General features: G+C 35.8%; 15 protein-coding genes. 11 read left to right on the top strand and 4 right to left on the bottom strand.

What is annotated here, in order from left to right; all coding sequences use genetic code 11:
- Positions 1-366 carry a hypothetical protein gene (locus F7888_RS05610; protein WP_191778047.1) on the bottom strand — a complete coding sequence of 122 codons (366 nt, stop codon included), beginning with the start codon at positions 364-366 and terminating at the stop codon, positions 1-3.
- 177 nt (positions 367-543) lie between these two features.
- Between F7888_RS05610 and F7888_RS05605 the strand changes: the two genes are divergently transcribed.
- A complete protein-coding gene (locus F7888_RS05605) occupies positions 544-786 on the top strand; it encodes a hypothetical protein (RefSeq protein WP_191778045.1) in 243 nt (80 codons plus the stop codon).
- A 106-nt stretch (positions 787-892) separates the two neighbouring features.
- On the opposite strand, the gene F7888_RS05600 is transcribed toward F7888_RS05605, so the two are convergent.
- Positions 893-1,306, bottom strand: coding sequence for a DUF1885 family protein (locus F7888_RS05600; RefSeq protein WP_191778043.1), 414 nt, complete (start codon positions 1,304-1,306; stop codon positions 893-895).
- Between the two features lie 161 nt (positions 1,307-1,467).
- Here F7888_RS05600 and F7888_RS05595 point away from each other — a divergent pair, with 161 nt between their 5' ends.
- On the top strand, positions 1,468-1,767 hold the full coding sequence (locus F7888_RS05595; protein WP_191778041.1) for a DUF3055 domain-containing protein: 300 nt from the start codon (positions 1,468-1,470) through the stop codon (positions 1,765-1,767).
- 274 nt (positions 1,768-2,041) lie between these two features.
- Complete coding sequence (locus F7888_RS05590) at positions 2,042-2,161, top strand: GapA-binding peptide SR1P (protein WP_191778039.1); 120 nt, start codon at positions 2,042-2,044, stop codon at positions 2,159-2,161.
- A gap of 52 nt (positions 2,162-2,213) precedes the next feature.
- Here the strand turns inward: F7888_RS05590 and F7888_RS05585 are convergent, their stop codons facing one another.
- Complete coding sequence (locus F7888_RS05585) at positions 2,214-3,686, bottom strand: aminotransferase class I/II-fold pyridoxal phosphate-dependent enzyme (RefSeq protein ID WP_191778037.1); 1,473 nt, start codon at positions 3,684-3,686, stop codon at positions 2,214-2,216.
- A 214-nt stretch (positions 3,687-3,900) separates the two neighbouring features.
- Between F7888_RS05585 and F7888_RS05580 the strand changes: the two genes are divergently transcribed.
- Entirely contained in the window at positions 3,901-4,167 is a 267-nt protein-coding gene (locus F7888_RS05580; protein WP_191778035.1) for a UPF0223 family protein, read from the top strand.
- Positions 4,168-4,205: 38 nt separating this feature from the next.
- Here F7888_RS05580 and F7888_RS05575 read toward each other — a convergent pair whose 3' ends face one another.
- A complete protein-coding gene (locus tag F7888_RS05575; RefSeq protein WP_191778033.1) occupies positions 4,206-4,826 on the bottom strand; it encodes a YktB family protein in 621 nt (206 codons plus the stop codon).
- 254 nt (positions 4,827-5,080) lie between these two features.
- Between F7888_RS05575 and F7888_RS05570 the strand changes: the two genes are divergently transcribed.
- The 7 genes from F7888_RS05570 to F7888_RS05540 all read left to right on the top strand — a co-directional run bounded on the left by F7888_RS05570 (position 5,081) and on the right by F7888_RS05540 (position 12,417).
- On the top strand, positions 5,081-5,269 hold the full coding sequence (locus F7888_RS05570) for a hypothetical protein (RefSeq protein ID WP_191778031.1): 189 nt from the start codon (positions 5,081-5,083) through the stop codon (positions 5,267-5,269).
- Between the two features lie 277 nt (positions 5,270-5,546).
- Positions 5,547-6,752 carry a M20 family metallopeptidase gene (locus tag F7888_RS05565; protein ID WP_191778029.1) on the top strand — a complete coding sequence of 402 codons (1,206 nt, stop codon included), beginning with the start codon at positions 5,547-5,549 and terminating at the stop codon, positions 6,750-6,752.
- Between the two features lie 18 nt (positions 6,753-6,770).
- Entirely contained in the window at positions 6,771-7,793 is a 1,023-nt protein-coding gene (locus tag F7888_RS05560) for an ABC transporter ATP-binding protein (RefSeq protein WP_191778027.1), read from the top strand.
- On the top strand, positions 7,790-8,806 hold the full coding sequence (locus tag F7888_RS05555; RefSeq protein ID WP_191778025.1) for an ABC transporter ATP-binding protein: 1,017 nt from the start codon (positions 7,790-7,792) through the stop codon (positions 8,804-8,806). The genes F7888_RS05560 and F7888_RS05555 overlap by 4 nt, the downstream gene beginning before the upstream one ends.
- A gap of 20 nt (positions 8,807-8,826) precedes the next feature.
- Positions 8,827-9,777 carry an ABC transporter permease gene (locus tag F7888_RS05550; protein WP_191778023.1) on the top strand — a complete coding sequence of 317 codons (951 nt, stop codon included), beginning with the start codon at positions 8,827-8,829 and terminating at the stop codon, positions 9,775-9,777.
- A 23-nt stretch (positions 9,778-9,800) separates the two neighbouring features.
- A complete protein-coding gene (opp4C, locus tag F7888_RS05545) occupies positions 9,801-10,730 on the top strand; it encodes an oligopeptide ABC transporter permease (RefSeq protein ID WP_191778021.1) in 930 nt (309 codons plus the stop codon).
- A 55-nt stretch (positions 10,731-10,785) separates the two neighbouring features.
- Entirely contained in the window at positions 10,786-12,417 is a 1,632-nt protein-coding gene (locus tag F7888_RS05540; protein WP_191778019.1) for an ABC transporter substrate-binding protein, read from the top strand.
- Positions 12,418-12,621 lie beyond the last annotated feature (204 nt).

Here is a 12,621-nt window from a genome sequence, read left to right as displayed (position 1 = left end):
TTATTTTTTTAATGCATTTTCAATTGAAATGATAATCTCATCTGTTTCAGGATCACCGTTAATTTGTTTTATGACAGTTTTGTTTTTTATCACCAATAGGGTAGGGAATGTGCTAATATTTAAGCTAGAATCATTCTCGAATTCTTTTATTGATACTACTTTAAGCTCTAACAAATCACTAGGATAAATCTTCTTTAATTCGAGTAAAGCATCGTAGTAATTTCCTTCTTTATCTAAGTTCTCTTCATCAGAAATAAACAATATGTAATCTTCTGCATCATAATTAAAAATATCAGACTCCCGTGAATCATGCTGACAAGAGGTTAGAAATGCAATAGAGAGGATGAACATTGAAAACATCTTCATGAAATATGTTCACTTCTTTCAAATAGAGTATAATCGACAATTTATACCGATTATTTTACCATGTATCGAGAAGAAACAAGCCAATGTTAACCAATTGTTACATAAATGAAAAATAGTCCATCTTTTTATTGCATACATATTAATAGAAACAGTTCTTTTATAAGGAGCTATTTAAATATGAGAATATACCAAGTTGCCATTATTCAATTTTTAATTTGGAGTTTATATTCATTTGTTGTATGGGTATCAAAATCAGATGGGTTTAAATCTAAACTGATTTTATTATGTATTTTTGGATATTTTGCCTTTTTAGCGGCAAATAAGATTGGGTTATCAAGAGGACGCGCTATAGTTACAACACTCACGACTTTGTCTGTCTTTTTTATTTGTCAAAGATTGTTTTGGCAAATTCTATTTTAACTTCAAAATTGGAAAAAGCTCTCTAATTGCATGAGGTGCAAAAGGAGAGCTTTATTTTTTATTCTACATTTTTGTGAATATTCACGTGCTTTTATCGATATATTTATTATTTGCGCTTATAATAATACATAATTCTTCCGTTAAAAAGATGGAGTTCACCTTCAAGTTTCTTTCCTAGAAATTTACAGAACTCATTTGCCTTCCCTTTATCTCCATGGGTAGATTGTTGTGGTAAGGAAACTTGTATGTAGGATGTTGAAGGACTATTCTCGGATTCAGCTTCTTTGCCGACACCAATAATAATTGTACGATATCTGGAATCTTTTGATTCTAATACAAAGTAGTTTTCTTCTTCTTTACTAATGGTATAAGGAAATGCATGTTCTGAATAATCCCAGTCTAATTGTGAGCCTGTTTTGCTTGTAATCTCTTTATAATAATCTAATAATTTTTTAACTTCATCAAGCGTGATCTCATGTGTTACAGAACCGTCTACTAGTTTTATATATGCATTTATCAAACCTGAAACACTCCTTATTTTTCATAAAAGTCTGTACCTTCTTTATTCTAGCATTTGTTGATGTAAGTGCCAACAAAAGTGTTAATACAAGTTTGGCTTGAGTTAAGAAGATGTTTGAGTTATAATAAAATTCTGAATTGTTTCTGTTGGGAGGTGAAAAAGTGGAATTATTTGAGAAATTATATGATGAGCAGGAAAAAGCAGGTGTTCGTTTTGTTGGTTTTACAACAAAGAATGTAAGGTATGATTTTGGTATTGTATATACAAATATGTTTTTTGGAAAACCTCTAGTTGTATGTATGCAGACTGGACGTTCAACATTACTAGATCCAAAAGACATTGAAAATCTTGATTACCTACAAAAGGTGTTCCGCATTGACACTCTTGAAGAAGCATCTGACCTCGCAGAATTTTTTAGTGAAGCACTCCCTACAAGCCCATTTGAAACTCAATATGAATAATCAGTAATGAAAAAGTGTCTGACTCTCCCTTGTATTAGGGCTGTCAGACATTTTTTTTTGAAGTTTGTACTGAGGCTGCGGTGAAGCAGCAAAAAAAAAACAAAAGAGCCTTAAAAAATCGAAATGTGTCATACTTTTATTGTTGACAAACCAAAAGTGTTATACTATTATAAATATTAAGATAAATGAAACGCTTTCAAATTGTTTTAAGTTATGGTCTAGGTAACGAACATTGTTGATGTCTTATAACAAAAACAAGGAAGGGGTTTTGAAGATGGGAACAATCGTCTGTCAAACATGTAATAGCGCAATCGGTCACTTTGAGGATGAAAAAGTGACAAAGCTTTATGTGGAGAATACGAAATGTGAGTGCAGTAAATTAGAAAAAAAATAAAAAAGATCATTTCACAGTTAAAGCAGATGAGAGGCTCATCTGCTTGTTTTTATTATTTTATTGCACGGTGCTCTTTAATTACTCTAAGTGATTTAAGTTCATAATCCTCAGGACCTTGGACAGGGAGACCTACTTCGATGTTCTTTTGGATATATGTTAAATTCTCTTGGGTGATAATTTCACCAGGAATAAAAATAGGAATACCTGGAGGATATACCATCACAAATTCTGCAATGATTCTTCCTACAGATTCTTCAAATGGAACAACTTCTGTATCTGAATAAAATGCATCTCTTGGAGTAAGTGCAAGAACTGGAATATCTGGTAGTAATACCACTGGCAGATTACGTTCAGTTGCATGATCATTTGCTTCAACTGACAGTTCCTTTAGAGCCTGAATCAGCATGTTTACATCTTCCTGTGTGTCTCCCGGAGTAATGATACATAGGATATTGTATAAATCAGATAGTTCAACTTCAATATTGTATTTTTCTCGTAACCATCCCTCAACATCATATCCGGTTAAACCTAACCCTTTTATTGAAATAATTAATTTTGTTGGATCATAGTCATATGTCGCCTTTGTTCCTAGAATTTCTTCTCCAACACAGTACAGACGGTCAATTTCATTAATCTGTTTTCTAGTATAATTGGCTAACTGAATTGTTTTCTCAATCAATTCATAGCCCTCTGTTGCGAGTCTTCTTCTAGCAACATCTAATGATGCAAGAAGGAGATAGGACGTTGATGTAGTAGTTAGCATACTCAAAATCGATTGGACACGATGTGAAGAGACAAGACCTTCTCTGACATTCAGAATAGAACTTTGTGTCATCGAGCCGCCTAATTTATGTACACTGGTTGCTGCCATATCTGCACCAGCCTGCATGGCAGATAGTGGTAAATCTTTGTGGAAATGAATATGGACTCCATGTGCCTCATCAACTAAAACGGGAACTTCATACGAGTGAGCAATTTCCACTATCTTTCTTAAATTTGCTGAAATCCCAAAATAGGTAGGATTAATGACTAATACTCCTTTTGCATCAGGATGTTGTTCTAGTGCTCTTTCGACAGATTCAGTTGTAATACCGTGCGAGATACCAAGCTCATTATCAATGTCTGGATGAATAAAAATTGGTGTAGCACCTGAAAATACAATCGCTGACATGACTGATTTATGTACATTTCTAGGTACTATAATTTTATCTCCAGGGCCACAAACTGTCATAACCATTGTCATTATGGCACCGCTTGTCCCTTGGACTGAGAAAAATGTATGATCTGCCCCAAAAGCCTCTGCAGCTAGTTCCTGTGCTTGTTTAATCATGCCTTTTGGCTGATGAAGGTCATCTAAGGGGCCAATATTTATTAAATCAATTGATAGAGCATTATCGCCTATAAATTCTCTAAATTCTGGGTCAATCCCAGATCCTTTTTTATGACCAGGTATATGAAATTGAACTGGATTTTTTTTAGCATGTTCAACTAATCCAGTAAATAATGGTGTTTCAGATTGCAACAATTTATAATCACACCTCTTTGGATTTAATAATTATTTTATTTAAAGACTTGTACATAAGTTTCTTTACATAAAACATAGGAATTATAGCATTTATCAATGGTTTTGCAAAGAAAAAAATGATATCTCTATTAACTTTACACAGAAGTACTTTGAATAAACATTTTTTCTAGAAAGATGCTAAAATAAATCAGTAAAAAAAATTGAGGTGATTTAATTGAATTATCAATATCCAATTGATTTCAGCTGGGATACAACAGAGACAGTTGATGTGATTCGTTTTTTTCAATGTGTTGAGCAAGCCTATGAAAAAGGGGTTGAAAGAGAGATTCTTATTGCGGCATATAAGCGTTTCAAAGAAATCGTTCCATCTAAATCAGAAGAAAAAAAGCTTTGTGGAGAATTTGAGGAGGCAAGTGGTTATTCGACTTATTTCCTATTAAAAAAGGCTAAAGAGACGTCGTCCTTGAAAATAAAAGGATAAAGAAAAATTAGGACATTTTACCTGTCCTAATTTTTTTATTAACTATTTTGGGCTAACTGGTATAATGGTATCAATTTTTTAAAAGTATCATCGATTAAATCAATCCATTCCTTTTCTCCCATTTGAATTGCCTCATGCTTAGGAATGTTAAGTCCACAAAGTACTTCAGCTTTTTTAACATTAATTACACGATCAAAGAGAGAATCCAGGCCTTCTTTGTCTAACTCTTTCGACTCTGGTTTCATATGGTCATCAGACCAAACAAAATGAGTTGGAACTGTATCATATACCTTGTCTAATTCTTGTTTAAGTTTTTCGGCAAATCCTTTTTTGTTAGGTGCTTCATAAATCATTGCAAACCATATAAATACATGAGAGCCCCATAGTCCTATCTGAAAGTGCGGTAATTGCTTATATCCCCTTTTACTATTTGCAAAAGCCACCCATGTATCCTTTGGCGGATTAATTGTTCGTCTTGCATGCTTTGCAACATGATAATATATTTCATCACCAACTAATGATGATAAAGTAGGAGCAAAATAATGACCAAGGGCTTCCAATTTAGGTCTAATGGTTGATTTTAGTGCCTCCATGCGCGGATCTAATCCGTCTATCGTAAATACCTCGAAATCTTTTTCAGTAAAGCCAGTAAAATTCATGTTCTTACCTCCGTTGTGATATTCTCATATTTTAGCATAAATTGAATGTAAATGATAAAGAGACGCTTTTAAATAATATTCCTTTTTAGGATTTATCTGAGAACCCTTGTGACTTCAGTCATGGGTTGTTGACACATGGGTTAACGCACATATTTGTTGCATAGTTGACAGGTATAACATAATATATATAAAAAAACTGAAAATTTAAATAACTGTCACACAGGATTAGCAAAATAATGAAAGGGGTGCTTGAGATGAAACAAGTAATAAATACGTCAAAAAAGAACGAAGGCGAAAAAAGAATTGCTGTTCTTCGACTAGAGTTAGATTATGAATTGGCTACCCTTTATGATGCGATGACTGAAAATGATGACCAGAAGAAAAGTCGATGTAAACAGAAGCTTGAAAAGTTAAGACAAGAAATGATCCGTTTAGAAGCATAAATTTATTAGAGCGAACCTACAAAAAAGGTTCGTTTTTTTTGTTCGCAATTCAAAAAATTCATTTTGTAATGTAAGGAAATCTCACATAAATTATTTTTTTTTTTTGGAAATGGTTTCATTCTTGTCATAACTGGATGAAAGCGTTTTAATTTATTACTGAATTTTCAGAATTAAATAAAAACTTTGTTGTCTTATTAAAGGACATTGAGTATACTCATTATCAAATAATATAAAAGATTCAAATTATTTAAAAAACATTACAAGAGGAGGAACTTTTATGTTAGAAAAATGGCAAAATCTATTAGAAGAAATGTTTGATCAAATGGTTGAATGGAGACGCCATATGCATCAATATCCAGAACTTTCTTTTCAAGAAGTTGAAACCCCAAAAATGATTGCTAGTATTCTAGAAGGATTTGGAATCGACGTACGAAAAAACGTTGGGGGAAGAGGGATTGTAGCTACAATAAAGGGTGGTAAACCGGGGAAAACAATTGCTTTTAGAGCTGATTTTGATGCACTCCCAATTCAAGACGAAAAGGATGTTCCCTATAAATCTAAGGTTGATGGGATTATGCACGCATGTGGTCATGATGGGCATACGGCAACATTACTAGGTGTGGCCAAAGTTCTTAATGACCATCGTGAAAGTTTGGCTGGAAACATTGTATTAATTCATCAACATGCAGAAGAGCTATCACCTGGTGGGGCGATTGCAATGATAGAGGATGGCTGTTTAGATGGTGTTGATTACATATTTGGAACACATTTAACAACTTCAGCGCCTACTGGAATGTATTTATATCGTTCTGGTCATACAATGGGTGCTGCAGATGCATTTGAGATAAAGGTTCAAGGAAAAGGTGGTCATGGATCTTCTCCCCACCAGACGATTGATGCTGTTGCGATAGGCTCGCAAATTGTTAATCAGTTGCAATATATAGTAAGCAGAAGAGTAGACCCTCAAAAATCAGCCGTACTTTCAGTAGGATCCTTCCACGCTGGGAAAGCGTCGAATGTTATTGCTGATACAGCAGTTTTAACAGGGACTGTAAGGACCTTTGATAAAGACGTCAGAAAGGAAATTGAAGCTGAGCTAAAACACATTGTTAAAGGAGTGTGTGATGCCTTTCATGCAAGTGCTGAGGTAATCTATAAGAATGGATATCCATCAGTTAATAATCATGAAAAAGAAACTGATGTTTTTAAACAGGTTATGAAGGATGAACAAATTGTTGAGATGACTCCGATTATGGGGAGTGAAGATTTTGCTTATTACTTAGAAGAAAAGCCAGGTACATTCTTCTTTACCGGTGCTCAAAATGCAGAAATAGGTGCAGATGCTCCACATCATCACCCAATGTTTGATTTTGATGAAAGGGCGATGTTATTTGCTGGAAAATCATTTTTGAAATTAGCATTTCATTACATGTTAGAGCAAACAGAAAACAAGGTTGAAGAAATTGTAGTTAATAACCATTAAACATGTGAGGTGATTCGAGTGACTTCGAGTATATTAAATGTCGAGAAATTACAAACAGCCTTTAAGACTGACAAGGGTGAAGTTATTTCGGTAGAAGAAGTTACTTTTCAACTGAAGCCAGGAGAAACAATTGGAATCGTCGGAGAATCCGGTTGTGGTAAAAGCGTAACATCCCTTTCAATAATGAGACTGCTTGGGAAGGCTGGTTATATAAAGAAAGGCTCCATTTCACTAAATGGCAAAGATTTGACGACATTAACAGAACCTGAGATGCGACAAATTCGTGGGAATGAAATTTCAATGATTTTTCAGGAACCAATGACTTCGCTGAATCCCGTTTTTACAATAGGAAACCAAATGATTGAATTAATTACTTTACACTTGAAATACACGAAGAAAAAGGCTAAGCAATATGCAATTGAAATGTTAGCAAGTGTAGGGATACCTCGACCAGAAGCGATTGTAGATGAATACCCACATGCTTTGTCTGGTGGGATGAGGCAACGTGTCATGATTGCAATGGCATTATCCTGTCAGCCGAAACTTCTAATTGCAGATGAACCAACAACAGCTCTTGACGTAACAATACAAGCGCAAATTCTTGAGTTAATGAAGAATCTTAGGGAGAAATCAAATACGGCGATTATGATGATTACTCATGATTTAGGGGTAATTGCTGAGATGGCTGATAAAGTAATGGTGATGTATGCAGGGCAGGTTGTTGAAGAAGCAGATGTATTCACATTATTTGATGAACCTAAGCATCCATATACAAAGGGGCTCATAGATTCAATTCCACATTTAGAATATGACGATCATAAGCGTTTGTATTCCATCCCAGGTTCAGTGCCGACATTACAAAACATGCCACAGGGCTGTAGATTCCATACGAGATGTCCTTATGTGACTGAAAGGTGTTTGAATGAGAAGCCTAGCTTACTTGCAGTTGATAAGGATCAAGAGCATAAGGTGAGATGCTGGTTATATGAACAAGAGCATATGAACGTAGAGACTAAATATAGGAAAGAGGTAAATGTATGAGCACTTCCCTAGTTAATGCAAAGAAACCAATAAATCGACAAAAAGTTGAAGCTCCTTTAGTTGAAGTGCAAGATTTGAAAATTCATTATCCTATTAAAAAAGGGATCATATCAAGGACCATTGGGCATGTAAAAGCCGTTGATGGATTAAATTTCAACATTTATCCGGGTGAAACCATTTCACTTGTTGGTGAATCTGGTTGTGGTAAATCAACTACAGGCCGAGGAATTGTGAAACTAGAGGATCCAACGGCTGGAAAAGTCATCTTTGATGGTAGGGACCTTTCTACTATTTCAGGTTCAGAGCTAAGAAAAGTTCGAACAGAAATGCAAATCATCTTTCAAGATCCCTATTCTTCCTTGAATCCGAGAAAAAGAGTAGGGGACCTCTTAGCGGAACCATTAATTGCTCATAACCTTGCACAAGGCAAAGCTGTTCAGAACAAAGTAGATGAGTTATTAGAGATAGTTGGTCTTACAAAAGCCCACAAAGGTCGTTATCCACACGAATTCTCAGGAGGTCAAAGGCAACGTATTGGGATTGCACGTGCATTAATTCTAAATCCTAAATTAGTTGTATGTGATGAGCCAGTTTCCGCATTAGACGTTTCGATTCAAGCTCAAGTATTAAATTTGTTGAAGGACTTGCAACAGGAATTTAATTTAACCTACTTATTCATTGCTCATGGACTAGGAGCTGTTAAATACATTAGTGATCGCATTGCAGTGATGTATTTAGGGAAAATTGTTGAACTAGGAAAAACAGGAGAAATCTTTAAAAATCCTAAACATCCATATACCCAAGTGTTGTTAAATGCTTATCCCATACCTAACCCACACCTCAGAAATCGCGAACGGATGGTCATTGAAGGTGACGTTCCGAGCCCAGCAAATCCACCAAAAGGTTGTAGCTTTCATACAAGATGTCCCTTTGCTCAAAGCATTTGTAAAGAACAGACTCCTGAATTAAAAGGGACGGAACATTCAGTAGCGTGTCATTTTCCAATATCATAAAAGGATTAAGGGGTGATTAAATGTTACAGTATTTTGTTAGACGATTATTAATCGCAATTCCAGTATTGATAGGAGTAACTATTTTCAGTTTTTTTATCGTAAATTTAGCACCTGGGAATCCAGTTGATATGCAGGTAAATCCTTTTGCGACAGAAGCTGATAAAGAGATTAGAAAAGAAGCTCTTGGTTTAAATGATCCTATTTATGTACAGTATCTTCGTTGGGTTCAAAATCTAGCAAAAGGTGATTTTGGGTTTTCATTCTCTACCTATGAACCTGTTGGAGAAATGTTAGCTGCTCGGATAGGTCCGACACTTTTGTTAATGGGAGCTTCATTAATTATTGCTTATCTTATTGCCATCCCTATAGGCATATTAAGTGCAACAAAACAGTATTCTTGGATTGATTATTTTACTACCACATTTTCATTTTTAGGAATCTCTATTCCGAACTTTTTCTTAGGTCTAGGAGCCATTTATGTTTTTGCAGTTATTTTTCAGGTTTTACCAACGGGTGGAATGAATACTCTTGGAGGCGATGGTGGTTTTGCAGATACGTTTAAACATTTAATCTTACCAGCTCTTGTATTAGGTACTGCCTCAGCAGGAAACATGGTCCGTTATGTCAGGTCTAGTATGTTAGAGGTGTTAGGTCAAGACTATCTTCGAACAGCACGTGCAAAAGGGTTAAAAGAGTTTATTGTGACGAATAAGCATGCACTTAAGAATGCCTTAATCCCAATTATCACAGTTATTGGTCTAGACATCCCTATTCTAATTGGTGGGGCTGTCGTCACTGAGCAAATATTTCAATGGCCAGGATTGGGTCAGTTAACAATTCAATCAATTGGTTCACGTGATTATCCTACTTTAATGGCAATTAACTTTATGGCTGCAATCGTTGTATTAGCATCAAACTTGATTGCAGATCTGTTATATTCAGTTGCTGACCCAAGGATTAAATACAACTAAGTAGTTTGAAGGGAGGAAATGGAATGTCAACGGCAAATGCAAAGATTGAGGATAAGTTTCCGGTCAATAGTCATCCACCTTTGACTCCTGTTGAAGATTTGGGACAAGAGGAGAGTTATTTTCAACTGATTAGAAAAAGGTTTTTTAAGCATAAATTAGCTGTTTTCGGTCTTGTAGTATTTAGTTTAATTGTCATTTCTGCCATATTTGCACCACTGCTTGCACCTTTGAGTCCATACCAAATTAATGCTCAATTTGCAGCTAGCCCATCTGCAGAACATTTGCTAGGAACTGATCAAGTAGGAAGGGATTTAATGAGTAGATTAATTTATGCTTCAAGGGTATCACTGTCAGTCGGAATCGGTGCAGTTGCGATTTATGTTGTGATTGGTACTGTACTTGGTGCGTTGGCAGGGTATTTTGGTAAATGGGTTGATATGGTCATCATGCGAACTACCGATATCTTTATGTCATTTCCTTATTTAATGGTTATTCTTGTTCTGGTAAGTATTATGGGACCGAGTCTATTTAATATTGTATTGGTTATTGGTCTATTGGGTTGGCCCTCTATAGCACGTTTAGTTCGAGGTAGTGTGTTATCCATTAAGGAAATGGATTATGTTAAGGCAGCTGTAGCTCTTGGGTATTCCACTCCAAAGATTGTGTTCCAACATATCTTGCCAAATTGTTTAGCTCCGATTTTGGTGAATGCTACTTTCGGGATTGCCTCAGCGATTATTTTAGAAGCATCGTTAAGCTTTTTGGGGATGGGAGTTCAACCACCGACAGCAAGCTGGGGAAATATGTTAAATGAAGCTCAGTCATTAACCGTTTTATCTACACAGCCATGGTTATGGATTCCACCAGGTGTCATGATCTTGTTGGCTGTATTATCCATTAACTTTATGGGTGATGGTTTAAGAGATGCAATGGATCCAAAGAGTTTGAAATAGGGCAATTCATAAACTAGTAGATTCACTAATTTATATAAAACCAAGGGGGCAAATTATGAAAACTGTAAAACATGCTATTACGATTCTAATTATTTTCTCATTCCTTCTCTTAGCTGCTTGTAGTGGTGGAGAACAACCAGCAACTTCAGATTCAACGAGTGAGGCAAGTGGAAGTGGAGGAACGATGTTCTTAGGAATGGTTAATCCTCCAACTGGGTTTAATCCTATAAATTCAGGTGACGTGGCAGCAGGGTTTCTTCAAAAGTTTATGTTTGATAGCTTCTTAGAAATGGACGGTGCATTGAACTTCGTACCGAAATTAGCAGATTCATTCGACACAACAGATAATCAGACATTCACCATCAAGCTAAACAAAGATGCAAAATGGACTGATGGTACCCCAGTAACAGCAGAAGACGTGGCGTTCACATTTAATCTAGTGGCAAATCCAGTCGTAGAAACAGCAGTTGGTGCTTATATCTCTACTTTCGAGGGACTTAATGCTAATGGGAAGTTACCGGAAGGAGAAACATCTATCCCATCGGTAAAAGTCATTGATGAGAAAACAATCGAATTTAAAACCTCTAAGCCAGTTGATCCAAATATGATTAAGGAGCAATTAGGTGTTAAATTTATGATTTTGCCAAAGCATGTGTTAGGGGATGTGGATCCTGCACAGCTTTCTCAGCATCCATTTATGCAAAAACCAACAGTGACAAATGGACCATTCAAATTTGTTCAATATGCGAAAGATCAATATATGGAATATGAAGCAAACACAGATTATTATTTAGGAGCACCAGAGCTTTCTAAGTTGTTTGTGAAAATTATGCCTGCTGCAAACATGGTTGCACAGCTTCAAACGGGCGAACTTCATATGAATGTTGCAGGTGGGATCGGAAAGATAATCCCTACTGATTATGAAACAGTTGATAAGATTGAAAATATTACAACAAGTATTGAACCGACCATTGGATTCCAAACGATGATGTTTAACATGGAAACAATTGAGAATGTAAAGGTTCGAGAAGCAATTACTTTAGCTCTTGATCGCCAAAAAATTGTTGATAATTTATTAAAAGGGAATGGGGAGGTTGTAGACGGACCATATACTTCTGTAAGTCCTTATTTAAACAAGGATCTTGCACCATATTCGTATGATCCAGAAAAAGCGAAGGCTTTATTAGAAGAAGCAGGGTGGGACTTTAACAAGACCCTTCAATTTGTAGTACCAACAGGAAATAAAGTACGTGAACAATCAGCAGATTTAATTCAACAAGATTTAGAGGCAATTGGATTAAAGGTAGAGATGACAACCTATGATTTCCCAACAATTATGCAAAAGGGAGAAGCTGGAGAATTTGACTTATTGTTAATTGGCTTCACATTCACTCTTGATCCAGAGATTTCTGCTATGTATGACCCAGAGGGTACTTACAACTTCATGGGTTATAATAATGAGCGAGTTACAGAACTATTATCACTAGGGAAAGCAGAGCCAAGTGCTGAGGTTCGTAAGGAAATCTATGATGAATTACAAGAAATTCATCATGCAGAATTACCTTATATCTCATTGTATTCTGATGCTGATTACTCAGCCGTTTCAAATGATGTTCTATTTGGAAAGCCAAAAGTATTCGGCTTCCACCACGAACTTCAAAAATGGGCTGTGACAGGAGCGAAATAATAAGTAGTAATAATGGCTATTTTCTCAAAAACCTAGCAGCCTGAATACATGGAGACTCCCGCGGGACTAGTGGGCAAAGTGATAACCCGCAGGAAGCGGAGTGTATTCAGGCTGCGGCATTAAAAGCAACAATTTATACGAATCCTAGTTAAAAAAGACTGTTCCGAAGTGCTACTTACTTAAAGGACGGTCTTTTTCTATGTT

It is taken from the genome of Litchfieldia stipae (assembly GCF_014837155.1).
Lineage (GTDB): Bacteria > Bacillota > Bacilli > Bacillales > Bacillaceae_L > Litchfieldia.
Note: the sequence above shows the minus strand (reverse complement) of the source record. Positions and strands in the feature narration are given on the sequence as shown.